Genomic DNA, 24,235 nt, shown 5'->3' with positions numbered 1-24,235 from the left:
CCGGCCAGGACGGCGCCGCTCGCGGCCCGGACGTCAGCGGATGAGCGGCAACCAGATGTCGTCGACGATCTCGAGGATCCGCGCGTCGGGCACCCGCTTCAGTGTCATCACGAGGTCGTGCCGCATCAGGTCGGACGGCAGCGACACCAGGCCCTCCGGCCAGTCCCTGGCCGGGATCTCGCCACGGGCCGCCGCGCGCTCGAGGAACACCCTGCCGATGGTCGCCCGGCCCCCCAGCAACCGGGACCGGAGATCGGCCGGCGACAGTCCGGTGTCGGCGTTGATGTTCGACATGTACAGGCTGATCACGGTGATGAAGTCGGACCGCGCCGCGTTGAAGTCCCGCAGCGTCGCGAGGATGTCCCCACGGAGCGACCCGGTGTCCACGACGGGACGACGCTCGAACAGCCCGGCGTGCTGCAGCGCCGCGAGCACGAGGTCCACCTTCGTCGGCCATCTGCGGTAGAGCACGGGCTTCGAGGTCTCGGCGCGTGCAGCGACCCCCTCGTAGGTCAGCCCGGCGTAGCCCACCTGCTCGAGCTCCTGCCACGCGGCGTCGAGCAGCGCCGACTCGAGCTCGACACCGCGGCGTCGTGTCCTTGCAAGATCCACTTGCGTATCTTAACGCGCCGCAGTAGCTTGGCGCCAACAAGAAACGGGAGCGTATCTCCAAATGGACAAGAACCTCAGCAGACTGGCCATCGCGCTGGTCGTCGGTGCGATGGCACCGTTGTTCGACTCGACGATCGTGAGCGTGGCGCTGCACACACTCAGCCGCGACCTGCACACCAGCGTCGACACCATCCAGTGGGTCAGCACCGGCTACCTCCTCGCTATGGGCGTCACGGTGCCCCTCGTCGGGTGGCTGCAGAACCGCGTCGGCGGGCGGCGCCTCTGGATGGCGTCGCTCGTGGTCTTCCTGATCGGCAGCATCCTGTGCTCCCTCGCGTGGGACGCGCCGAGCCTCATCCTGTTCCGTGTCGTCCAGGGTGTCGGCGCCGGCGCGATGATGCCGCTGCTGACCACACTCCTGATGCAGGCGGCCGGTGGACGGAACGTCGGCAAGCTCATGTCGGTCGCGTCGCTGCCCACCGCGCTCGGGCCGATCCTCGGCCCGGTCATCGGTGGCCTCATCCTCGGTGCCGGCAGCTGGCCGTGGCTGTTCTGGGTGAACGTTCCGTTCGCGGTCGCCGGACTCGTCCTCGCGTGGCGGTTCATGCCGGCGGACGGACCCGTCGGCACGGCGCGGCTGGACGCCGTGGGCCTCGTGCTGCTCTCCCCCGCCGTCGTCGGGGTCCTCTACGGCTTGAGCAACGCGAGCCGGTCGGGCGGCTTCGCCCGGTTCGACGTGTGGGCACCCCTCGGCGCCGGCGTCGTCCTGCTCGCCGCGTTCGTCCTCTGGGCCACACGCCGCCGGGGTGCCGCCCTGGTGGACCTCGCCCTGCTCCGACACCGTCCGCTCGCCGCCGCGGCCACGCTGATGTTCCTGATGGGCGCGGCGTTGTACGGCGGGATGCTCCTGCTGCCGCTGTCGTTCCAGGAGCTGCGCGGGACGGACGCGCTCGGTGCCGGGCTGCTGCTCATCCCGCAGGGCGTCGGTTCACTGCTCAGTCGATCGCTCGCCGGACGCCTCACGGACCGGATCGGCGCACGGCTGGTCGCGGTCGTCGGGTTCGCCGTGGTCCTCGCGGCGACGATCCCCTTCGCCTTCGCGGACGGCTCCACGAACGAATGGTGGATCGCACTCGTCCTCGTGGTCCGCGGGCTCGGCCTCGGTGCCGTGATGATCCCGATCATGGCCGTCGGCTTCGTCGGGCTCGACCGACCGGAGATGCCGCACGCCAGCACCATCACCCGGCTCGCCCAGCAGCTCGGCGGCGCGTTCGGGACCGCCGTGCTCGCCGTCGTGCTCGCGGGCGCCGCGGCAGGGGGCGATGCGGCTGCGGCGTTCCAGCAGGCGTTCTGGTGGGCGATCGGCATCACCGGGTTCGCGACGGTGCTCGCGCTGCTGCTGCCCGGTCGTCAGGCAGCCGGTGGCGAGACACCGGTGTCCACGTCCGCGTCCACCCGGCAGCCAGCGGCCAGCACCGTCGAGTGAGCATCGTCGAGTGATCAGCCCGGCGGGCGTGTCAGCGCGATCAGACCGACGCGCTGCGGATCTTCTCGAGCGCGAGCGCCAGGTCCTCCGGGTACGCCGCCTGGAACTCGACCCAGTCGCCGGTCCGCGGGTGCGCGAACCCGAGCCGGACGGCGTCGAGCCACTGCCGCGTCAGCCCGAGCGACTCGGCGAGCACCGGGTCCGCGCCGTACATCGTGTCGCCGACCAGCGGATGCCTGGTCGCGGCCATGTGCACGCGGATCTGGTGCGTGCGCCCGGTCTCGAGGTGCACCTCGAGCAGGGTCGCCGACCGGAACGCCTCGAGCGTCTCGTAGTGCGTCACGCTCGACTTGCCGTCAGAGGTGACCGCGAACTTCCAGTCGCTGGACGGGTGCCGTCCGATGGGCGCGTCGACCGTGCCGGAGGTCGGGTCCGGGTGTCCCTGCGCGAGTGCGTGGTAGACCTTCTCGACCGTGCGCTCCTTGAACGCCCGCTTGAGGTGCGTGTACGCGAGCTCCGTCTTCGCGACGACCATCAGCCCAGAGGTGCCGACGTCGAGCCGGTGCACGATCCCAGCACGCTCGGCGGCGCCGGACGTGGCGATGGTGAACCCGGCGGCGGCGAGGCCACCGGGAACCGTCGGGCCGTCCCACCCGGGAGACGGGTGCGCGGCGACGCCGACGGGCTTGTCGACGACGACGATGTCCTCGTCGTCGTGGACGATCGTCATGCCGGGCACGACCGCGGGGACGATCCGCGGCGCTTCCTTCGGGGTCCACTCGACCTCGAGCCACGAGTCCGCGTGGAGCCGGTCGGACTTGTCGACGACAGCACCGTCGACGCGCACGCCGCCGGCCGCCACGACGTCGGCGGCGAAGGACCGGCTGAAGCCGAGGAGCTTCGCGATGGCGGCGTCGACACGCTCACCGGCGAGCCCGTCCGGAACGGGCAGGGAACGCGACTCGGTCACGTCGCGTCGTGCCCCAGCGAGTCGGACGAGGGACGGGAGGCACGGCTGGTGTCCGCGACGTCGGCGACGGTTCCCGACTCGGGAACCGCAGCGTCCGTGGCGGCGTCGCCACGAGCCTCCTGTCCGCCCTTCTTGGACGAGACCGTCCTGGTGCCGTCGAGGTTCACCCCGAAGACGACCAGCAGCACGAAGACCACCATGCTGATGCAGATGAACGAGTCCGCGATGTTGTAGATCGCCGGCATCATCCACGGCGTCGAGATGAAGTCGACGACGTGCCCCTGCCCGAACCCCGGCTCACGGAAGAGCCGGTCGCTCAGGTTGCCGAGCGCCCCGCCGAGCAGCATGCCGAGCACGATCGCCCACCACATCGAGTGGATGCGCCGGGCGAAGACGATGATCGCGACCACGACGGCGGCGGAGACGATCGAGAACACCCAGGTCATGTTCACCGCGAACGAGAACGCGGCACCGGGGTTCCTGACGTAGAGGAACTGCAGGGCGTTCCCGAGCACGGGGACGACCTGACCGTACGGGAGGTTCGCGACGACGATCGCCTTCACGACCTGGTCGAACGCCACCACCACGACAGCGGCGAAGGCCAGTGCCGCGATCGCGCGGACACTGACCTTCGCTCGTTGGTCTTGCTGGGACAAATCAGTTGCCGAAGCCCTGCGCCGATGCCGGCGCGGGGGTGAGACCAGACTGCTCGGTGCCCGACGAGGAGTCGAGTTCGCTGAGCTGGCTCTGGATGTAGCTCTTCAGCTGGGCGCGGTAGTCGCGCTCGAACGTGCGGAGCTCGTCGATCTTGCCCTCGAGCTGCGTGCGCTCCTGCTCGAGCACCGCGACACGCTGACGGTTGGTGTTCTCGGTGTCGGCGATGATCTGGCGCTGCTTGGCCTCTGCATCGGAGACGAGGCGCGCGGCCTGGGCCTGGCCCTCGGCGATGAGCGCGTCGCGCTTCTCGACGCCTTCGCGGACGTGCTCCTCGTGGAGACGACGCGCGAGCGTCAGGAGGTTCGTGGTGCCCTCGGTGTCCTCGTCCGCGCTGACCGTGGCGGCCGGGGCTGCAGCAGCGGCCACCGGTGCGGGCTCGGGAGCGGCGGCGACGGGGGCCGGCTCCGGCTCGGGCGCTGCAGCGGGGGCGGGCTGCTCGGTCTCGGCCGACTTCGGCGCGGACTCGGCGGCCTGCAGGCGCTGACGGAGCTCGTCGTTCTCCTGGGTCAGGCGACGCAGCTCGACCACGACCTCGTCGAGGAAGTCGTCGACCTCGTCCTGGTCGTAGCCCTCGCGGAACTTGGTCGGCTGGAACCGCTTGTTGACTACGTCTTCCGGCGTCAAAGCCATTGCCGTCACCTCAATAGAACTGCTGAACGTGTGGAACCGAAACGTCTCGCTGCGAATGTACCAGGCGAGACTCCCGGTGCGGATGCCCACCGGAGCGGGCATCGATCCCGACCACCGTACACCGACGCGGGGCCCGATCCGTGATCATGACCTGGGCGTGGCGCGTCGCGGACGACGTGGACCGGGTGCTGCGGGTCAGACCGTGACCGAGATGACCCGCACGATGCTCATCAGGATGATCGTGACGAGCATCACGATGGACCAGCCGAAGTCGAGTGCGACGGCGCCCATCCGCAGTGGCGGGAGGGCACGGCGCACGGTCCGGATCGGCGGATCCGTGAACGTGTAGACGAACTCGGCCACGACGAGCATCCCGCCGCGGGGACGCCACGACCGGTTGAACGCCTGCACCATGTCGAGCGCGAACCGCCCCCAGAGCACGAAGAAGTACAGCAGGAGGAGGAAGTACAGGATCGTGAAGATCACGGACACGGTGCGGCTCGCTCGTCTCGGGTACGTGGTGCCCAGCGGACACCGCGTACGGGGCGGGTGGGCCTGGGCGGCGCCACACGGTCACGGGGACCGCGCGACGCGACGACTCAGGACTGGGCGAAGAAGGACGCCTCGATGTCGGACTCTACCTCGGGCGCCTCACCACTCACTGCGACGTGGGCCGGCGAGAGCAGGAACACCTTGTTGGTGACGCGCTCGATCTTGCCGTAGAGGCCGAGGGACAGGCCGCTCGCGAAGTCGATCATGCGGCGGGCGTCGGCCTCGGTCATCTGCGAGAGGTTGATGATGACGGGGATCCCGTCGCGGAAGCTCTCGGCGATGGACTGGGCGTCCTTGTACTCGCGCGGGTGGACGGTGAGGATCTCGTTCATTTCCTGGACCGGGGTCGCCTTCTGTGCGGTCGTGTGCGAGCGGCGGAGCGGGGTGACCTGGGCGCCGCGCTGGTGGGTGTGCTTCGGCTCGGCCGGAGCGGGGGCGGTCGCCGTGGCTGCCGGTGCGGCGGCAGGGGCCGCTGCCGGTGCTGCCTCGTGCTGCACCGCGGGAGGTGCCGGCTGCTGCTGCTGGGCGCGTGCCTGGGCCGGCGACGCCTGCTGCTGCTCGTCCTCGTACTCGAGTTCCTCGTCGGCGAGGCCGAGGTACACCATCGTCTTCTTCAACGGACCGGCCATGGTTCCTCCAGTGGTGTTCGTGCTCGTGGATGCCCTGCGACGAGGCTAGGGCGAGACGGGACGGTTTCCGGTGATTGCCGTGCCGATCCGTAGGTGTGTCGCGCCCTCGAGCACGGCGTCGGGGAAGTCGCCGCTCATGCCGGCCGAGATGTCCGTCGCGGTCGGCACGAGCCGTTGCACGCGCTCGGAGATCGACCGCAGCCGGGCGAAGGCCGGACGGGGCTCCTCGTCGAGCGGCGCGACGGCCATCACGCCGCGCAGGGCGATAGTGCCCGTGCGCACGATGCGCTCCACCATCGCCTCGACGTCGTCGGGCGCCACCCCGCCGCGACCTGGATCGTCCGTGAGGTTGACCTGCACGAAGCCGTCGATCACCGGCGGCTCGGGCTCGGACTCGTTCGGCGCGAACGCGTCGACGACCGAACCGCGGTCGAGCGACTGCACCACGTGCGCGTACCGGCGGACCTGGCGCGCCTTCTTGGACTGGAGCTGCCCGACGAAGTGCCACGTCAGGTCGAGGTCGGCGAGCTCCGCCGCCTTGGCCTGCGCCTCCTGGTGGCGGTTCTCCCCCACGTCGGTGACGCCGAGTGCCGCGAGCTCGCGGACGAGCGACGCCGGGTGGTACTTGGTCACGACGACGAGCGTGAGCTCGCCGGGGTCACGGCCAGCGGCCCGCGCCGCGTCGGCGATGCCGTCGCGGACACGGGCCAGCCGGTCCTGGAGGCTCGGAGGAGCGTCCGACAAGAGGGTTACTTCAGGAAGTCGGGGACGTCGAGCTCGTCGTCGTCACCGTCGAAGGCGGGGTCGGCAGCGCGCTGCGCCGGCGGCTCGTGCTCCTGCGACGCCCAGGACGGCGACGAGGTGGTCGAGTCCTCGATGGCACCGCTCGCGCCGGTGGCGACGGGCACGGTCGAGCCGCCATCGGGATCGACCCAGCTCGAGCGACGCTCCTTGAGCTGCTGCGTCGGCTCGCCACCGTCGAAGCCCGCTGCGATGACCGTGACGCGCACCTCGTCGCCGAGCGTGTCGTCGATGACGGCACCGAAGATGATGTTCGCCTCGGGGTGCACGGCCTCCTGCACGAGACGAGCGGCGTCGTTGATCTCGAAGATGCCGAGGTTCGAGCCACCCTGGATCGAGAGCAGCACGCCGTGCGCACCGTCGATCGATGCCTCGAGCAGCGGGGACGCGACGGCGAGCTCGGCGGCCTTGATGGCACGGTCGGCGCCCCGCGAGGACCCGATGCCCATGAGCGCCGAACCGGCACCCTGCATGACGCTCTTCACGTCGGCGAAGTCGAGGTTGATCAGCCCGGGGGTCGTGATCAGGTCGGTGATGCCCTGGACGCCGGCGAGGAGCACCTGGTCGGCGGTCGCGAAGGCCTCGACCATGGAGATGCCGCGGTCGGAGATCTCGAGCAGGCGGTCGTTCGGCACGACGATGAGCGTGTCGACCTCGTCCTTGAGCCCGGCGACGCCGTTCTCGGCCTGCGACTGCCGGCGCTTGCCCTCGAAGCTGAACGGCTTCGTGACGACGCCGATGGTGAGTGCACCGATCGACTTCGCGATCCGAGCGACGACGGGTGCGCCACCGGTGCCGGTGCCACCGCCCTCGCCGGCGGTGACGAAGACCATGTCGGCACCAGCGAGGGCCTCTTCGATCTCCTCGGCGTGGTCCTCGGCGGCACGACGGCCGACCTCGGGGTCCGCGCCGGCGCCGAGGCCACGAGTGATCTCGCGACCGACGTCGAGCTTGACGTCGGCGTCGCTGAGCAGCAGGGCTTGGGCGTCGGTGTTGATCGCGATGAACTCGACCCCACGGAGGCCCAGCTCGATCATGCGGTTGACGGCGTTGACGCCGCCGCCGCCGACACCGACGACCTTGATGACGGCGAGGTAGTTGTGGTTCGTGGTCACGTCAGTCCGGCCTCCGGTTGAACCCTCAACCTTTACTTGAAGTTCAGGGTCTTTGCTGCTAGGTGTGGTGCTTGCAACGACGCTACGGGTGCGCTCGCTGCGCTGTCGTGCCGCCACGCCGCGTGTCGGGAGATGCGGTCCCGCAATTCCCCGGCCAGCCTACGACTGGGCGCGGATGATGCCGTTGTCCGGGGCTGAGACGTCGTACTCGACCGCGGTGTCCGGGTCGCGGGAGGCGTGGTCCTTCACGAGGGCGTCGAGCAGTGCGGCCTTCGCGTCGGACTCGTCCGGGCTCCCCCACACGACCCGGGAGCCGTCCTTCATCGTCAGCGTGACGTCGTCCGCCGTGGTGGCCGAGACGCCGGACACCTGCGCGCGGACCGTCGACGGCAGCGCGAGGACGACCTCGGTCATGGTGCGGAACACGCTCGAGCCCAGCTTCGCGGAGCCGATGTCGGCGAGGGGCATCGTGTCCGGCTGCGTCGGCGAGGACTGCACGACGATGCCGGCGGGGTCGACGAGCGAGAACGAGTCGCCCGTCTTGACGGCGACGACCGGGGAGCGCTCCGTCACGGTGACGACGAGCGTGTTCGGCGGCTCCTCCTCGGTGACGTAACTCTCGATGAGCGGGAAGCCAGCGATGTCCTTCTTGATCGCACCGAAGTCGAGCCGGGCGAGCGGCGTGCCGATCTGCTCGGACAGCGCCTGGCGGAGCGCCGCGTCGTCGACACGGCTGGTGCCCTTGATCTCGATCGTCCGGAGCGCCATCAGCGGCGAGTACACGGCGACGAGGATGGAGACGCCGAGGACGACGACGACACCCCCGGCCGTGGCCCACGCGACGCGACGGTGGCGGGAGCGGCGGGTGAACCGACGGACCTCGGCTCGTTCGAGGAGCTTCCGGCGCTTGCGGGCGACGCGCGCTTCGCGCGCGGTCTCCGCGGCGCGGACGCGGGCGCCGATGGGCGTCTCCTCGGCGCGCTCCGGACTGCTCGGACGGGAGGCAGTGGTCGCGTCGACCACGTCGGTGACGGTCGCGACGTGCTCGCGTTCGCCGTGCTCGCTGGCGTCGAGCGCGCGGCCGTCGGGCGTCGCGCCCTCCTGCGGACGTCGCGCCCCGTCGCGCGGGGGCGCGACGTCCGCAGCGGGGTGCGATGCGCGGAGCCCGGTGGTCGCCGGAGTCGGCCGCTTCGGCTCTGGATCCGACGGTGCGGGGGCGGGGCGGGCCTCCTGATCGGTGCCGGCACCACGGCGGACGGGCAGCCGCGGGAGCCGCGGTGCCCGTCGCTCGCGCGGTTCGCGGTCGTGCTCGACCGGGGCTTCCGGCTGTGCCGGACCCTCGTCGAAGCCCTCTGGTCGCTTCACCGCGACAGCGCCTCGAGGACCTGCGGAATGATGCGGTACACGTCGCCGCAGCTGAGCGTCATGATGATGTCGCCGTCACGGGCGACGGCCGCCGCGCGCGCGGACGCCGCTGCCCAGTCGGGCAGGAACTCGACGCGGGACTGGTCGGCGAAGCGCTCCTGGACGAGTGCGCCGGTGACACCGGGGACCGGGTCCTCCCGCGCGCCGTAGACGTCGAGGACGACGGTGTGGTCCGCGAGCTCCTCGTAGACCTTCGCGAAGTCACCGGCCATCAGCTGGGTGCGCGAGTACAGGTGCGGCTGGTGGATCGCGATGATCCGGCCGTCGCCGACGACGTTCCTCGCCGCCTTGAGCGCCGCGGCGACCTCGGTCGGGTGGTGGGCGTAGTCGTCGTAGACCGAGACGCCGCGCTCGACGCCGTGCAGCTCGAAGCGACGCTCGGTGCCACCGAAGGCCTCGATACCGCGGATCGCGTCTGCCGGGGCGATGCCGAGGCCGGTGAGCACCGCGAAGGCGCCGACGGCGTTGATCGCGTTGTGCCGGCCGGGGACGCGGAGGGTCAGGTGGTGGGACTCGCCCGCCGCCCGGAAGTCGACCTCGACGCTGGCGGACTCCACGATGCGCTCGATGCGGACGTCGGCGTCGGTGGCCTCGCCGAACGTGGTGATCGCCGGAGCGTCCGTTCGGGAGCGGACGCCCGCGGTCACGCGCTTCGCGCCGGCGTCGTCGCTCGACACGACCACGGTCTCGCGCGCCTTGGCCGCGAACTCGACGAAGGCGTCGATGAAGGCGTCCTCGCTGCCGTAGTGGTCGAGGTGGTCGGCGTCGACGTTCGTGATGAGCGCGACGGCGACGTCGTAGAGCAGGAAGGAGCCGTCGGACTCGTCGGCCTCGACCACGAACAGGTCGCTCGAGCCGGGGGCAGAGCTGGTGCCGAGGGACTGGATCACGCCGCCGTTGACGAAGCTGGGGTCCAGACCGAGCTCGACCATCGCGGTGACGATCATGCCCGTCGAGGTGGTCTTGCCGTGTGCCCCGGCGACGGCGACCAGCCGGTGCTCGGCGATCAGCGCCGCGAGGGCCTGGGAACGGTGCAGCACCGGCAGACCGCGGCGCTGGGCCTCGAGGAGTTCGGGGTTGTCCGGCCAGAGCGCACTCGTCACGACGATCGTGTCGGCCTCACCGACGTTCGCGGCGTCGTGCCCGATGTGGACGTCGGCGCCGAGCTCGCGCATCCGGCCGGTGGTCGCGGTCTCGCGGGAGTCGCTGCCCGTCACGGTGTGCCCTGCTGCCAGGAACATCCGGGCGATGCCGCTCATGCCGGAGCCGCCGATGCCGACGAAGTGGACCGTGCCGAGGTCGTCCGGGATCGGCTGGGTCAGGTCCGGCTTGATGGTCATGGTCGTTCCTTCGTGGTGCTGGTGCCGCTCGCGCGCTTCGCGGCGTCGAGGGCGAGGTCGGTCATCCGGTCCGCACCGTCGCGGTGTCCGACGCTGCCGGCCTGCACCGCCATGTTCGCGATGCGGGAGCGGTCCTGCAGGATGCCCAGGAGCTGGAACGTCACCCAGTCCTGGTCGAATTCCTCGTCGGCGACGAGCACCGCTCCCCCGGCGCCGACGACGTCGCGGGCGTTGTGCCGCTGCTCGCCGTTGCCGACAGGGTACGGCACCAGGACGCTCGGCAGCCCGACAGCCGTGAGCTCGCAGACCATGCCGGCGCCGGAGCGGGAGACCACGAAGTCGGACGCCGCGTACGCCAGGTCCATCCGGTCGCAGTACGGCAGGACCGTGTAGCCGTCGAGGTCGCTCGGACCGATGTCGGACTTGCCGCCGACGACGTGCAGCACCTGCCACCCGGCGCCGACGATCGTCGCTGCCGAGCGGTTGATCGTGCGGTTGATGCTCCGAGCACCGGACGACCCGCCGGTGACCAGGAGCACCGGTCGTGCGGGGTCGAGGCCGAACTCGGCCAGGCCCTCCGCGCGGCTCGCCCGCCGGTCGAGCGACTCGATCTCGCGGCGCAGCGGCATGCCGACGACACGGGAGTTCCGGAGGCGGGTGTTCGAGAACGTCACGCCGACGTACCTGGTGAGGAACGCGGCGAGCCGGTTCGCCAGTCCGGGCTTGGCGTTCTGCTCGTGCACGACGATCGGCGTGCCGGTGCGCTTCGCGGCGATGTACGCCGGTGCGGACGCGTAGCCGCCGACGCCGAGGACCACGTCGACCTGTCGCTCGCGGATGATCTGCTCGGTGCGCTTGACCGCCGCCCAGAACGCCTTCGGGAACCGCAGCGCAGCGGCGTTCGGCTTCCGCGGGAACGGCAGCCGCGGGATGGTCAGCAGCTCGTACCCGCGCATCGGGACGAGTCGCGACTCGAGTCCCTCCGCGGTGCCGAGCACGATGACGGAGTCCTCGGGGGAACGCTCCGTCAGCCGGTCCGCGACCGCGAGCAGGGGGTTGACGTGTCCGGCGGTGCCGCCGCCGGCGAAGAGGTAGGTGCTCACCGGAGTGATCCGTTCCGAAGGTCGGTCGTCCGGGTCAGGTCGTGCTTCCCGGGGAGTTCGCGGGCGAAGGACAGCACGACGCCGATCGCGACGAGGGTCATGATGAGCGCGGATCCACCGGCGGAGATGAGCGGCAACGGCACGCCGAGCACGGGCAGCAGCCCGAGGACGACGCCGATGTTCACGAGCGCCTGCCCGATCACCCAGGCCAGCACACCACCCGTCACGGTGCGCACGAAGGGGTCGTTCGAGAGCCGGATGACCTTGATCATCCCGATCGCGAGCACCACGAAGAGGGCGAGCACCACGACGGCGCCGATGAGGCCGAGCTCCTCGCCGATGATCGCGAAGATGTAGTCGTTGTCGGCCTCCGGGAGCCACGACCACTTCGCCTTGGAGTTGCCGAGCCCGACGCCGAACACACCACCGGACGCCAACGCCCACATGCCGTGGACCGGCTGCCAGCAGAGGTCCTGGTACTGGCTGGTGTCGGTGCAGCCGGAGAGCCACGCGCTGATGCGGGACGACCGGGAACTCGACGCCATGGTGACGAACGGCAGCAGCACCGCGAGGCCGATGACCCCGACGAGCAGGTGCCGGAGCCGCGCTCCCCCGACGAACAGCGACCCGAAGACCAGGATCATCATGATCATCGCCGTGCCCTGGTCACCGCCGACCAGCACCAGGCCGATCGACAGCAGGCTCGCGATCCCGACCGGGACGAAGACCTCTTTCCAGTCGTCGAGCTTGTCGCGCTTGACGTACATGATCGCGCCGATGCCGAGCACCAATGCGAGCTTGAGGATCTCGGAGGGCTGCGCCGTGAACGACCCGACGCGGATCCAGTTCCGGTTGCCCTGGATCGAGTAGCCGAGGGGCGTCAGCACGACGAGCGCCTGCACGACGAGGCCGACGCCGACGATCCACATCGCCCACTTCCGCCAGAACGCCACGGGGAGCCTGCTGGCGATCAGCATGAGCGGGACACCGATCACGGCGTACATGCCCTGTCGGGTGAAGGCGCCGAAGAAGTCGTGCGTCTCCTTGTACTGCTCGACGCTCGAGGACGACAGCACCATCACGACGCCGAAGACGACGAGGAACAGGGTGACGCCGAGGATCGTGTAGAACGAGCTGGACTCGGCGACGAAGACGTTCTTGACGGCGACGACCGCGCCGTTCGTGCGACGCGCGGCGTTCTGGGTGGACGTGGTCACGCGACCGCTACGGCCGTTCGGAAGATCCGTCGTCGCCATCGGCGTTTCCTCCCAGGTGCTCGTGGACCGCCGCCGCGAAGCGCTCGCCTCGGTCCGCGTAGGAGCCGAACTGGTCGAACGACGCCGCAGCCGGGGCGAGGAGGACCGTGTCGCCCGGTCTCGCGACCGAGGCGGCATGCCGGACCGCCTCGGGCATGACCTGATCAGTGTCCGATGCTTCGACCTGCAGGACGGGCACCGACGGCGCGTGTCGCGCGAATGCCTCGAGCACGGGGCCGCGGTCGGTCCCGATGACGACGACGCCGCGGGCGGTGGGGCCGAAGCGCTCGACCAGCCCGTCGATGTCGACGCCCTTGAACAGGCCACCGACGACCCAGACCACGGACTCGAACGACGACAGCGACGCCGTCGCGGCGTGCGGGTTCGTGGCCTTCGAGTCGTCGACCCACGCGATGCCGTCGGCCGTGGCCACGAGCTCGGTGCGGTGGTGGTCGGCGCGGAAGGCCTGCACGGCGGTCTGGATCGAGCTCGGGCGGACGGAACCCGCACGCGCCAGGGCGGCGGCGGCGAGGACGTTCATCGTCATGTGCGGGCTCGCGAGCCCGGCCTGCTCGAGGTCGGCGTGCGTGGCCAGCTCGAGCGCGCTCTTCTGCCGGTCCTCGGTGAAGGCCCGGTCGCAGAGGACGTCCTCGACGACCCCGACCTCGCCGGGGGTGGGGATGCCCGGCGTGAAGCCCACGGCACGGCAGCCCTCCACGACGTCGGCGTCCTCGACCATGGCGCGGGTGACCTCGTCGGTGACGTTGTACACGCACGCCAGGACGGTCCGCTCGTAGACCTTCGCCTTCGCCGCGCGGTAGGCCGCGGCGGACCCGTGCCACTCGAGGTGGTCGTCGGCGATGTTCAGGCACGCCGACGCGAGCGGCAGCACCGCACCGTCGCCGGAGTCGGCCATGTAGTGCAGCTGGTGGCTGGAGAGCTCGACCACGAGGACGTCGAAGCCGTCCGGGTCGCGCACGACGTCGAGCACCGGGACACCGATGTTGCCGCAGGCGACCGCCCGCAGTCCCTCGGCCTCGTACATCGCGGTGGTGAGCTGGGTCGTGGTGGTCTTGCCGTTGGTCCCGGTGATCGTCACCCACGGAGCGGCGACCGGGCCGCGGACGACCTTGTCGCGCACGCGCCAGGCGAGCTCGATGTCGCCCCAGACGCTGCTGTGCTCCACTGCCCACTGCACGGTCGGGTTGTGCGGCGGCAGGCCGGGCGACACCACGACGAGGTCCGGCGCCTGGTCCTGCAGCGCGGCGGGCACCGAGTCCAGCGGGGTCTGCACGAAGCGGGCGCCGATCACCGCGAGGAGTTCGACGCTGTCGGACGGCGCGTCCGTGGAGTACACCGTGACGGTGCTGCCGAGCTCGACGAGCGTGTCCGCGACCGAGAACCCGGTCGCGCCGAGGCCGAGCACGGCGACGTCGAGGCCCTTCCAGCCCTCCGAGTACCAACTGTCGAGACCATCCAGACGGTCAGCCAACGCGCGCGATCCATTCCAGGTAGAAGAGCCCGATGCCGGCCGCGACGCAGAGTCCGGCGATGATCCAGAACCGGACGACGACCGTCACCTCCGCCCAGCCCTTGAGCTCGAAGTGGTGGTGCAGCGGACTCATCCGGAAGATGCGCTTGCCGCCGGTGATCTTGAAGTACGCCCGCTGCAGGATGACCGAGCCGGTGACGATGAAGAACAGGCCACCGATCAGGATGAGCAGGAGCTCGGTGCGGCTGAGGATCGCGAGACCGGCCAGCGCGCCACCGAGGCCGAGCGAGCCCGTGTCGCCGAGGAAGATCTGCGCGGGGGACGTGTTGTACCAGAGGAACCCGATCAGGCCACCGCAGACCGCGGCCGCCACGACCGCGAGGTCGAGCGGGTTCGCCACCGTGTAGCAGGCGTGCTCCGTGTTCGCGTCGAGTCGGGCACCGCCGCACATCTGGTTGGACTGCCAGAACGAGATGATGACGTAGGACCCGATAGCGAGGATGCTCGATCCGGTCGCGAGTCCGTCCAGGCCGTCGGCCACGTTCACCCCGTTCGACGTCGCGACCGTCAGGAAGACGATCCACGCCAGGAACAGGATCGTGCCGATGACCGTGCCGAGCGCCATGAAGTCGAGCCACGGGATGTCACGGATCGCGGACACCATCGTGGATGCCGGCGGCTTGCCGTTCGCGCTCGGGACGACGAGGGCGATCGTGGCGAAGATGACGCCGACGATGACCTGCCCGAGGATCTTCGCCCACCCGCCGAGACCGAGACTGCGCTGGCGACGGACCTTGAGGAAGTCGTCGACGAAGCCGACGAGTCCGAGGCCGACCATCAGGAACAGCACGAGCACACCGGACAGCGTGATCGAGTCACGCCCGACCAGGTGACCGACGAAGTACCCGATCACCGTGCCGAGGATCAGGACGATGCCGCCCATCGTCGCGGTGCCGCGCTTGGTGTGGTGCGACTGCGGCCCGTCGTCGCGGATGAACTGTCCCCAGCCGAGGCGGTGGAACAGCTTGATGAACAGGGGCGTGAGCAGCAGTGTGAACACCAGCGACACGGCGCCGGCGATCAAGAGGGCGATCATACGGAGACACCTCCGAGACGGTCGCCGAGGAATCGCAGCCCGGCCGACTTCGAGGACTTGACGAGGACGACGTCGCCGGGGCGGACCATCTCCTGCAGGGTGTGGACGGCGTCGTCGACGTCCTCGATGAACACGGACTCGCCGTCCCACGATCCCTCGAGGGTGGCGGCCTGGTGGATGGGCATCGCGCCGCGGCCGACGACCACGAGCTGTCCGATGCCGAGACGCACGACGAGCCGACCGATGCGGTCGTGCTCCTCGACGGAGTACTCCCCGAGCTCGGCCATCTCGCCGAGCACGGCGATGGTGCGCTCCCCCGGTCGCACGACCTGTGCGAGGGTGCGGAGCGCTGCGGCGGTCGAATCCGGCGACGCGTTGTACGCGTCGTTGATCACGGTGACGCCCTCTGGGCCACCCTGGAGCAGCTCCATGCGCCAGCGCTCGGCGCGCGTCATCGACGCGAGCGCGGCGGCACCGTCGGCCAGCGGGACGCCCCAGCGGTGCGCGACGGCCAGCGCGGCCGTCGCGTTCATCGCGTGGTGCTCGCCCAGGATGGCGAGGCGGACGTCGACGGTCTCGGGGACCTGCCCCGGGCCTCCCGTCGAACCGTCATCGCCACTGACGGGAGGCGCGGTGAGCGTGAAGCGCGTGCCGTCGCGGTCCGTGGACACACCGGACAGGCGGTAGTCGGCGTCGTCCGACGTGCCGAAGCCGACGACGCGGGCGGCCGTGAGGCCGCGCATGGCGGCGACGCGGTCGTCGTCGACGTTGAGGAGTACGGCCGCGCTGGCCGGCAGGTCGGTGACCATCTCGGACTTCGCGCGCTGCGTCGCCTCGATGCCGCCGAACTCCCCCGCGTGGGCGAGGCCGACCTTGAGGACGACACCGACGTCGGGTTCGGCGATGCGGACGAGCTTGGCGATGTGGCCGATGCCGCTCGCACCCATCTCGACGACCAGGTACCGGGTGTCGTGCGTGATCCGGAGCATCGAGATCGGTGCGCCGACGTGGTTGTTGAACGAGCCCTCCGGCGCGACGGTCTCGCCGTGCTGCTCCAGGATGGTCCGCAGCATGTTCTTCGTGCTCGTCTTGCCGTTCGAGCCGGTGATCCCGACGACCTCGAGGCCGCCACCCGCGCGGACGCGGGCGACCACCTCGTGTGCCAGTGCGGCGAGGGCGGCGTACCCGTCCGCGACGACGATCTGGGCGGTCGCGGTGCCGTCCGGCAGCGCGGTCTCGTGCTCGGTGATCACGAGGGCTGCGCCGGCTTCGGCGGCCGACGGCACGAACCGGTGTCCGTCGGTCTCCTCGCCGAGCAGGGCGAAGAAGACGCTGCCGGCAGTGACCAGGCGGGAGTCGGTCTCGACGGGGCCGTCCACGACCGTGTCGGCGGCACCGCGAACGAGCTCGCCGTCGACCGCGGCGGCGATCTCGGCGAGGGAGAGGGCGATCATCGCGTTTCCTCCACCGGGCCGGCGTTCGGCTCCCAGCCGGCCTCACGGAGGGCCGCACGGGCCTCGTCGCGGGCGGAGTACGGGGTCCTGACGCCCTGGATGTCGCGGTAGTCCTGGTGGCCGGGGCCCGCCCACAGGATCGAGTCCCCTTCGCCGACGAGCCCCACCGCGGTGCGGATCGCCGCTTCCGGCGGGCTGACCTCGTGGATCTCGTGGTCCGGGAACGCTGCGCGAGCGGCGTCGACCAGGGTCTTCCTGATGGACGCGGCGTCCTCGAAGCGGGGGTGGTGGTCGGTCACGACGAGGATGTCGGAGCCCTCGGCCGCGACCCTGGCCATGTCGCCGCGCTTCGTCGTGTCGCGATCGCCGTCGGCGCCGAACAGCATGACGACCTTGCCAGGGGTGAACTGGCGCACGGCGGCGAGGGTGTTGAGGAACGCGTCGGGGCTGTGCCCGAAGTCCACGTAGACGCTCGGCCCGCGGTCGCCGGAGACCCGCTCGGTGCGGCCGGGCAGGTAGCACTCGATGGCGCTGACCGTCTGGTCCGCACCGTCCTCGTAGTGCCGGTGGTTGCTCTCGAGCGCGTGCGCGATCGCACCCAGCTCGAAGCCGCCCTCGACGAGCATCACGATCGCCAGCGCGGCGTTCGCGGCCATGTGCCAGCCGATGAGCGGCACACGGGTGGTGAGTTCGCGACCCTCGGGGCCGGTCAGACGGAACTCCGTGTACGCGGCGTGCGCGTCGACGATGTCGACGTGCCACTCGGCCTCGACCTCGGGGTGCACCGTGATGGTCGTGACCGGGATGCGAGAGTCCTGGACGACGCGCTGACCCCAGTCGGTGTCGAGCGAGACGACGCCGCGACGACCGTGCTCCGGCTGGAACAGCGGCAGCTTCGCCTGGTAGTACTCCTCCATGTCGGCGTAGTCGTCGAGGTGGTCGTGGCTGAGGTTCGTGAACGCCACGACGTCGAAGACGATGCCGTCGACACGGTGCCGGCTGAGGGCCTGCGCGCTCACCTCGACGGCGACGGCGCGGACCTCGCTCTCGCGCATGCGGGCGAGCAGTGCGTGCATCTCACTCGCCTCGGGGGTCGTGAGCCGGCTCGTGACGCTGAGCGAGCCGATGTGGCGCTCCGCGGTGGAGCTGAGGCCCGAGACCAGGCCGAGCTGCTTGAGGATCCCCTCGAGGATGTACGACGTGCTGGTCTTGCCGTTCGTGCCGGTGACCGCGAACAGCTGCGGCAGGTCGGTCGCCTCGTCCGGGTGCGTGCGGTAGACCCACGCCGAGACGTCGCCGAGCGCCGCTCGGGGGTCGTCGACGACCAGGACCGGCAGCCCGGACGGCTCGGCCAGCGCCACGCCGTCGGCGTCGGTCAGGACCGCGACGGCACCGCGCTCGGCGGCCTGGGTCGCGAACTCCGCGCCGTGCCGGTTCGCACCGTGCACGCCGACGAACAGGTCACCCGGCTGCACCTCGGCAGCGCTCAGCGTGACGCCGGTCGTCTCGACCGCGTCGAGCGAACCGACGACCCGCAGGCCGAAGGCGTTGGCCAGCTCGGCCACGGCCCTCGGGGTCGGGTGTTCGGGTCGGAGGACCGGGGGGATCCGTGCGGACAAGTGCTCCTTCTTCCTCTCCACGTGGACGGGTGGGTCTACCACGTCGACGGGTACGTCTTCGCCTCTGTCGTGGAGGGGGCGACACGGTACTTCTCGAGCACCTGGGACATGAGTGTGCGGAACGCCGGAGCCGCTCCGCTGGACCACTTGTTGGCCTGCGGCTTCGTGAACGTCACCGTGACAACATACTGGGGGTCCTCGGCGGGTGCCATTCCGGCCACCGAGGTGATGCGCTCCGAGCCGTAGCCCTTCGAGCCCTCCGCGACCTCGGCGGTCCCCGTCTTCGCGGCGATGTTGTAGCCGGAGATCGGCTTCATGCCCACGAGCGTGCCACCGGTGACCACGCTCTGGAGCATGTCGGTGACCTGCGTCGCTGCACTCGCGGACACGACGCGCTCGCTCTGCACGTCGGGCGCGTCGATCGTGGTGCCGTCCGCCGTCGTGCAGCCCTTGACGAAGTGCAGCGGGATGCGGACGCCGTCGTTGGCGATGGTCTGGTAGATGCTCGCGACCTGCATGGCCGTCGTCGAGATGCCCTGCCCGAACATCGAGTTGATGTCCGTCTGCTGGTCCCAGTTCGGGCTCGCGCCGTACTGCATCCCCGGCTGACCCGGGTAGTCGATCGCGGACTCCGGCTGGAACAGGCCGAACTTCTTCATGACGTCGTAGCGCTGCTGCTCGGTCAAGCGGGAGCCGAGCTCGGTGATGCCGACGTTCGACGAGTCACGGAGGATGCCCGTGAGCGTCAGGTTCTCGGTCTCGTGGAACTCGGAGTCGTGGATCGTGCCGCCCCAGGGGAACGTGCGGGAGTACGGCACGGTGACACCGGTCGTCGGCGTGGCCTTGCCCTGGTCGATCAGCGCGGCCGCGATGGCCGCCTTGATCGTCGACCCGGGTTCGTACGTGTCGGTGAGTGCCCTGGACCCGAACGCGCCCTTGTCGGTGGTGCCGTCGACGTTGTTCGGGTCCACCGTCGGGTAGTCGGCGACCGCGAGCACCTCGCCGGTCTTCGCCTTCACCACCGTGGCGGTCGCGGACACCGCGCCGAGCTGCTGGGCGGCATCGGCGATGTCCTGCGCTGCCATGTACTGCAGGTCGCTGTCGATCGTGGTCTCGAGCGTGCCGCCGTCCTTCGCCTCCTTGGTGGTGACCGTGCTGCCCGGGAGCTGCACACCGTCCTCACCGCGCTCGTACGTCTCGGAGCCGTTCGTGCCGGCGAGGCACTTGTTGTACGCGTACTCCAGACCGGCCTGGGCGCCGTCGGTGCCCATGAACCCGGTGATGTTGCCCGTCGTCGCACCGGTCGGGTACGTCCGGGCCGATTGCTGCTGCGGGTAGAGCCATGGCACGTCGAGGGCCTGGACCGCCTCGTAGTGCTTCACGTCGAGGCCCTTGACCAGGTAGGCGAAGTCCGACTTCGGGTTCGCCTCGATCGCCTTCTTCATGGCGGCCGCGTCGCCGCCCGATGCCTCCGCGATCGCGGCGAGGGCGTCGTCGACGGTGATGTCCTTCGTGCGGGTCCCGCCGAGCTTGCCCTCGAAGTCCTTCACCAGGCGCGGGGCGGTCGTGATGTTGTACCGCGTGACACTGTCGGCGAGCTCGGTGCCGTTGCGGTCGACGATCGACCCACGCGCGCCGTACAGCGTCACGGGGATGCTGCGCTTCGCGCTGGAGGCCTTGTTGAGCTCGGCCGCCTGGACCACCTGGATGTCGACCAGGCGGATCACGAACACCGCCACGAGCGCGATCACGGCGACGATCACGACGCTGTATCGGAGTCGGCGGTTGCGGATCGTCTTCGTCACGCGGTGCGGTCCTTCCCGGGTGGTACTGACCCCGTGGTCACCTGGTGGACGGCGCCTGGAGCTGGTTCGGGTCGGACTCTACGGACGACTTGGACGAACCCGAGTCCGACGCGCTGGCGCCGCTCGTGTTCCCAGCGTCGTCCTTGGCCGTCGCCGAGCTGTCCGTCGATCCGGTCGCCGCGCCGTTCTCCTTGCTGGTCGACGTGTCACCCTGCTTCGCGACCATGGGGACGTCGTCGAGCAGCGAGTTCGGGACCTGGTTCGCGGTGTTGCCCGTCGCCTCGTCCGGGGTCGCCGGGGTGGGCGTGCCGTACACCCGGCCGGTCTTCGGGTCGAGGTACACCGGCGTCGAGTTCGCGATCATCCCGAGGGCCTGGGCGTTGCGCGCCAGGTTCTGCGGTGAGTCGAGCACCCGGAGGTCCTCGGACAGCGACTGCTGGGTGCGGCTGAGCCGGGTCTGCTCCGCGGTCAGGGAGTTCAGCTCGTAGGCGCCCTGGCTGAGCACCATGCTGATGCCGAGCTGCGCCAGGAGCAGGGTGCCGAGCGCCGCGACCGCCACGATCGCGTAGGCGATGCGCGGACGTGCCCGACGCTGCGCCTTGGTCGGGGTGACCTCGACGAGCTCCGGTCGGTTGCGGGACGGGCGCGGTGCGCGCGACGGGGCGACGACGGGGTCGACGAGTGCGAGGTTCGTGCTCATGTCACTTCCGGATCCGCTCGGCCGCGCGGAGACGCACGGGTGTTGCTCGGGGGTTGGCGGCGCGTTCGGCCTCGTCGGCCAGTTCCGCGCCCTTGACGATCAGGGAGAAGGTGGGGGCGTGCTCGGGGAGCTCCACCGGCAGGTCGGCCGGCGCGCTCGACGTCGTCCGCTTGACGAGGGCCCGCTTGACGATGCGGTCCTCGAGCGACTGGTACGACTCGACGACGATGCGGCCACCCACGGCGATGGAGTCGAGAGCCGCCGGGATCGCCCGCTCCAGCACGCTGAGCTCCGTGTTGACCTCGATGCGGAGCGCCTGGAACACGCGCTTCGCGGGGTGGCCCTGCCGCTGGATGGCCACGGGGGTGGCGTCGTGGAGGACCTGCACGAGGTCGCCGGACATCGTGAACGGCGTCTCGGCGCGGCGCTCGACGATGGCCTTGGCGTAGCGGCCGGCGAGCTTCTCCTCGCCGTAGCGCTGGAAGATCCGCCGGAGTTCGCCCTCGTCGTAGTCGGCGAGGACCTCGGCCGCGGTGATGCCCTGCGTCCGGTCCATCCGCATGTCGAGCGGGGCGTCCTGGCTGTAGGCGAAGCCGCGCTCGGCACGGTCCAGCTGCAGCGAGGAGACGCCGAGGTCGAACAGCACGCCGTCCACCTCGTCGAACCCCTCACCGCGGATCGCGTCGACGATCTCGTCGTAGACGGTGTGCACGAGGCGTACCCGGTCGCCGAAGCGGGCGAGCCGCTCCCCCGCGATGCCGAGCGCGTCGGTGTCCCGGTCGAGGCCGATGAGCGTCAGCTCCGGGAACCGCTCGAGCAGCCCCTCGGAGTGCCCGCCCATGCCGAGCGTCGCGTCGACGACGACCTTGCCCGGTCCCTCGAGCGTCGGCGTGAAGAGGTCCACGATGCGCTCGAGCATGACGGGGGTGTGCGGGAATCGTTCGGTCTCTGCCATGTCCAGCCCTGCTCTTCGTGGGCCGCGGGTCCGGATCCCCATCCATACCGACCTGACACCGGGGAAGGTGCATCAGGGCGGACGGCTGGGAGTCCCGATCCGCGGATCAGAAGATGCCCGGGATCACCTCCTCGTCGTTCTCGGCGAAGGCCTCTTCGGCCTCGGCGTAGTAGGCCTCCCACGCGGTGGTCGACCAGATCTCGGCACGGTCACCGCTGCCGATGACCGTGAGGTCCCGCTCGAGCCCCGCGTACTCACGGAGGTTCTGCGGGATCGTCACGCGGTTCTGCTTGTCGGGCTGTTCTGCGCTGGCCCCCGAGAGGAACAGGCGCATGTAGTCCCTGGTGCGCTTCGACGTCATCGGCGCCTGACGGATGCGTTCGTGGAGTTCCTCGAACGTCCTGGCGCTGAAGACCACCACGCAGCGCTCCTGCCCACGGGTCATCACGAGACCCCCGGACAGCTCGTCCCGGAACTTGGCGGGGAGGATCACGCGACCCTTCTCGTCCAGCTTCGGGGCATGGGTACCGAGCAGCACGTCGGGGCCTCCCCTCAGCTCCACCGGTTGTCGATGAGCCCCACGGTACTCCACTTCCCTCCACCACGGTGCAAATCGGCTCCCCAAAACACCCCTGGCACCCCTTTTGGGGTGCAGACGGGAGGCTCGACCCACCTCGAGCAGGCAGCACAGGCCCGGAATTCCGCGGTTCTCCCGCCTCGGGTCACGTGGGGAGGAAAGTGGAGGGTTTTCGCAGGCCGCCCGACTCGGGATCCCGCCCGGGCACGAAAAAACGGGGCCGGCCCGTGTGGGCCGACCCCGTGGAGGAGTGTGGAGTGGAGTCCTACTGACTCTGGTCGTTCCGCTTGTCCCAGCGGTCGTTCATGCGGTCCATGAACGAGCCACCCGACGGCGACGATCCGCGAGCACCACCGGACGACGGCGTCCGGGGCGCCTTGGACTTCGGCGCTCGCATCCCCGGGCGCAGTGCGAAGAGCACGCCCGCGAGCATGACGACGAAGCCGACGATGCCGATGAGGGGCTGGCGCATGACCAACCCGAGGATGACGACGGCGACTCCAGCGAGCGCGCCCAGGACACCGAGTGTGATCGACGTGTAGGTCGGTCGCCCCTGTCGCCGGGTGACGCGCGCCACGAAGTCGGAGTCGTTCTGGTAGAGGCTGCGCTCCATCTCTTCGAGAAGTCGCTGCTCTTGCTCCGAGAGTGGCATCTTGATTCCCTCTTTGTCCCTGGGATCAACGCGTGGTCAGTGGACCGATTGTATGTCTCGGCCACCCACTAGGGTAGGGATCGTGGCTGAGAGTACGCGATTAGTGGACCTCGTTTCGGCTCGGATCGATCGAGCGCTCGACGAGCAACGTGATCGCCTCCTCGCGATCAGTCCCGACCTGGCTCCGTTCGACGAGTACGCGCGGGACCTGCTGTCCGGCGGCAAGCGGTTCCGGGCACTGTTCTGCTACTGGGGATGGCAGTCGGTCGCCGGCCGTTCCGGCTCGTTCGACCCGCTCGCCGAGGGTGCGAGGCAGACCACGGCAGAGGCGGTCGTCACCGTCGCCGCCGCGCTCGAGGTCTTCCACGCCGCGGCCCTGGTGCACGACGACATCATGGACCGCTCGGACACCCGTCGTGGTCGTCCCGCCGCACACCGCCGCTTCGAGTCCCGCCACGAGGAGTCCGGGTGGGTCGGCGACCGCGCGCTCTACGGCACCAACTCCGCGCTGCTCCTCGGCGACCTGCTGCTCTCCTTGAGCGACGCCGTCTTCGACGAGGGCCTCGCGCTCCTCGACCCGGTCCGTGCGCGCATCGTCCGTCAGGAGTTCCACGCCATGCGGCTCGACGTCACGGCGGGCCAGTACCTCGACATCCACGAGGAGACGGCCTGGCCGACCGTGGACGAGAGCGAACAGCTCCTCCGCGCGCAGCGGGTCATCGTCTTCAAGTCGGCGAAGTACTCGGTCGAGGCACCCCTCGTCATCGGTGCACTCGTCGCCGGCGCGACCGAGTCCCAGCTCGAGGGCCTCCGCGCCTTCGGGCTCCCGCTCGGCGTCGCGTACCAGCTGCGCGACGACATGCTCGGCGTCTTCGGTGACCCGGAGCTCACCGGCAAGCCCGCCGGTGACGACCTGCGCGAGGGCAAGCGCACCGTCCTGATCGCCACGGCACGCAAGGCGCTGCCGGGTGGAGCACGCTCGCTCCTCGACGAGCTGCTGGGCGACCCGGACCTCGACGAGGACCAGGTGCAGATGCTCCGCGCGACCCTCACCGAGTCCGGCGCCGTGACCGCGGTGGAGCGCTCGATCGACCGGCACGTGCAGCGTGCGAAGGCGGCGCTCGACGCCGCCCCGCTCACGCCGTCGGCGCGGGAGCAGCTCGCGACGCTCGCCGACACGGTCAGCCGCCGGTCCGCCTGATCCGCACCACCAACGGTCGGGTGGCGCGGTGCCAGCCGGCACCGGGCC

General features: G+C 70.2%; 23 protein-coding genes. 2 read left to right on the top strand and 21 right to left on the bottom strand.

Annotated features, from left to right (window positions below; all coding sequences use genetic code 11):
• Positions 1-33: 33 nt before the first annotated feature.
• A complete protein-coding gene (locus tag AAEP80_RS10515) occupies positions 34-612 on the bottom strand; it encodes a TetR/AcrR family transcriptional regulator (protein ID WP_420364371.1) in 579 nt (192 codons plus the stop codon).
• A gap of 61 nt (positions 613-673) precedes the next feature.
• Between AAEP80_RS10515 and AAEP80_RS10510 the strand changes: the two genes are divergently transcribed.
• Complete coding sequence (locus AAEP80_RS10510) at positions 674-2,098, top strand: MDR family MFS transporter (protein ID WP_420364370.1); 1,425 nt, start codon at positions 674-676, stop codon at positions 2,096-2,098.
• 40 nt (positions 2,099-2,138) lie between these two features.
• Here AAEP80_RS10510 and AAEP80_RS10505 read toward each other — a convergent pair whose 3' ends face one another.
• The 20 genes from AAEP80_RS10505 to AAEP80_RS10410 all read right to left on the bottom strand — a co-directional run bounded on the left by AAEP80_RS10505 (position 2,139) and on the right by AAEP80_RS10410 (position 22,986).
• Complete coding sequence (locus AAEP80_RS10505) at positions 2,139-3,068, bottom strand: RluA family pseudouridine synthase (RefSeq protein WP_420364369.1); 930 nt, start codon at positions 3,066-3,068, stop codon at positions 2,139-2,141.
• Positions 3,065-3,724 carry a signal peptidase II gene (gene lspA / locus AAEP80_RS10500; RefSeq protein WP_413602190.1) on the bottom strand — a complete coding sequence of 220 codons (660 nt, stop codon included), beginning with the start codon at positions 3,722-3,724 and terminating at the stop codon, positions 3,065-3,067. Before lspA ends, AAEP80_RS10505 begins: the two co-directional genes overlap by 4 nt.
• A 1-nt stretch (position 3,725) precedes the next feature.
• A complete protein-coding gene (locus AAEP80_RS10495; RefSeq protein WP_420364368.1) occupies positions 3,726-4,415 on the bottom strand; it encodes a DivIVA domain-containing protein in 690 nt (229 codons plus the stop codon).
• A 195-nt stretch (positions 4,416-4,610) separates the two neighbouring features.
• Positions 4,611-4,907, bottom strand: a complete 297-nt coding sequence (locus tag AAEP80_RS10490; RefSeq protein WP_281264191.1) for a YggT family protein — start codon at positions 4,905-4,907, stop codon at positions 4,611-4,613.
• A 107-nt stretch (positions 4,908-5,014) separates the two neighbouring features.
• Complete coding sequence (locus AAEP80_RS10485; RefSeq protein ID WP_413602192.1) at positions 5,015-5,596, bottom strand: cell division protein SepF; 582 nt, start codon at positions 5,594-5,596, stop codon at positions 5,015-5,017.
• A gap of 45 nt (positions 5,597-5,641) precedes the next feature.
• The gene (locus tag AAEP80_RS10480) at positions 5,642-6,340 is read right to left on the bottom strand and encodes a YggS family pyridoxal phosphate-dependent enzyme (RefSeq protein WP_420364367.1); all 699 of its coding nucleotides are present in this window, start codon (positions 6,338-6,340) and stop codon (positions 5,642-5,644) included.
• Between the two features lie 5 nt (positions 6,341-6,345).
• On the bottom strand, positions 6,346-7,512 hold the full coding sequence (gene ftsZ / locus AAEP80_RS10475; protein ID WP_413602194.1) for a cell division protein FtsZ: 1,167 nt from the start codon (positions 7,510-7,512) through the stop codon (positions 6,346-6,348).
• Between the two features lie 159 nt (positions 7,513-7,671).
• Positions 7,672-8,877 carry an FtsQ-type POTRA domain-containing protein gene (locus tag AAEP80_RS10470; RefSeq protein WP_420364366.1) on the bottom strand — a complete coding sequence of 402 codons (1,206 nt, stop codon included), beginning with the start codon at positions 8,875-8,877 and terminating at the stop codon, positions 7,672-7,674.
• Entirely contained in the window at positions 8,874-10,277 is a 1,404-nt protein-coding gene (murC, locus tag AAEP80_RS10465) for a UDP-N-acetylmuramate--L-alanine ligase (protein WP_420364365.1), read from the bottom strand. The genes AAEP80_RS10470 and murC overlap by 4 nt, the downstream gene beginning before the upstream one ends.
• Positions 10,274-11,380: a UDP-N-acetylglucosamine--N-acetylmuramyl-(pentapeptide) pyrophosphoryl-undecaprenol N-acetylglucosamine transferase gene (locus AAEP80_RS10460; RefSeq protein WP_420364364.1), complete on the bottom strand. Its 1,107-nt coding sequence runs from the start codon at positions 11,378-11,380 to the stop codon at positions 10,274-10,276. The genes murC and AAEP80_RS10460 overlap by 4 nt, the downstream gene beginning before the upstream one ends.
• Entirely contained in the window at positions 11,377-12,597 is a 1,221-nt protein-coding gene (gene ftsW, locus AAEP80_RS10455; protein WP_420364363.1) for a putative lipid II flippase FtsW, read from the bottom strand. Before ftsW ends, AAEP80_RS10460 begins: the two co-directional genes overlap by 4 nt.
• A 7-nt stretch (positions 12,598-12,604) precedes the next feature.
• On the bottom strand, positions 12,605-14,128 hold the full coding sequence (murD, locus tag AAEP80_RS10450) for a UDP-N-acetylmuramoyl-L-alanine--D-glutamate ligase (protein WP_420364362.1): 1,524 nt from the start codon (positions 14,126-14,128) through the stop codon (positions 12,605-12,607).
• Positions 14,121-15,224, bottom strand: coding sequence for a phospho-N-acetylmuramoyl-pentapeptide-transferase (gene mraY / locus AAEP80_RS10445; protein ID WP_281264182.1), 1,104 nt, complete (start codon positions 15,222-15,224; stop codon positions 14,121-14,123). Before mraY ends, murD begins: the two co-directional genes overlap by 8 nt.
• Positions 15,221-16,678 carry a UDP-N-acetylmuramoyl-tripeptide--D-alanyl-D-alanine ligase gene (locus AAEP80_RS10440; RefSeq protein ID WP_420364361.1) on the bottom strand — a complete coding sequence of 486 codons (1,458 nt, stop codon included), beginning with the start codon at positions 16,676-16,678 and terminating at the stop codon, positions 15,221-15,223. Before AAEP80_RS10440 ends, mraY begins: the two co-directional genes overlap by 4 nt.
• Positions 16,675-18,243 carry a Mur ligase family protein gene (locus AAEP80_RS10435; RefSeq protein ID WP_420366860.1) on the bottom strand — a complete coding sequence of 523 codons (1,569 nt, stop codon included), beginning with the start codon at positions 18,241-18,243 and terminating at the stop codon, positions 16,675-16,677. Before AAEP80_RS10435 ends, AAEP80_RS10440 begins: the two co-directional genes overlap by 4 nt.
• Before the next feature lie 89 nt (positions 18,244-18,332).
• Entirely contained in the window at positions 18,333-20,102 is a 1,770-nt protein-coding gene (locus AAEP80_RS10430) for a peptidoglycan D,D-transpeptidase FtsI family protein (protein ID WP_281264179.1), read from the bottom strand.
• 37 nt (positions 20,103-20,139) lie between these two features.
• Entirely contained in the window at positions 20,140-20,802 is a 663-nt protein-coding gene (locus AAEP80_RS10425; protein WP_413602202.1) for a hypothetical protein, read from the bottom strand.
• Between the two features lies 1 nt (position 20,803).
• Positions 20,804-21,757 (bottom strand): 16S rRNA (cytosine(1402)-N(4))-methyltransferase RsmH, encoded by a 954-nt coding sequence (gene rsmH, locus AAEP80_RS10420; protein ID WP_402728432.1) that lies wholly within the window; start codon positions 21,755-21,757, stop codon positions 20,804-20,806.
• A 106-nt stretch (positions 21,758-21,863) separates the two neighbouring features.
• Positions 21,864-22,295 (bottom strand): division/cell wall cluster transcriptional repressor MraZ, encoded by a 432-nt coding sequence (gene mraZ, locus AAEP80_RS10415; RefSeq protein WP_144759890.1) that lies wholly within the window; start codon positions 22,293-22,295, stop codon positions 21,864-21,866.
• A gap of 304 nt (positions 22,296-22,599) precedes the next feature.
• Entirely contained in the window at positions 22,600-22,986 is a 387-nt protein-coding gene (locus AAEP80_RS10410; RefSeq protein ID WP_420364360.1) for a DUF3040 domain-containing protein, read from the bottom strand.
• A gap of 82 nt (positions 22,987-23,068) precedes the next feature.
• Between AAEP80_RS10410 and AAEP80_RS10405 the strand changes: the two genes are divergently transcribed.
• Positions 23,069-24,187 (top strand): polyprenyl synthetase family protein, encoded by a 1,119-nt coding sequence (locus AAEP80_RS10405; RefSeq protein WP_281264175.1) that lies wholly within the window; start codon positions 23,069-23,071, stop codon positions 24,185-24,187.
• Positions 24,188-24,235: the final 48 nt, after the last annotated feature.

It is taken from the genome of Curtobacterium sp. L3-7, from assembly GCF_048756585.1.
In the GTDB taxonomy this organism is placed as follows: Bacteria; Actinomycetota; Actinomycetes; order Actinomycetales; family Microbacteriaceae; genus Curtobacterium.
This window is presented reverse-complemented; position numbering and strand designations above follow the sequence as displayed.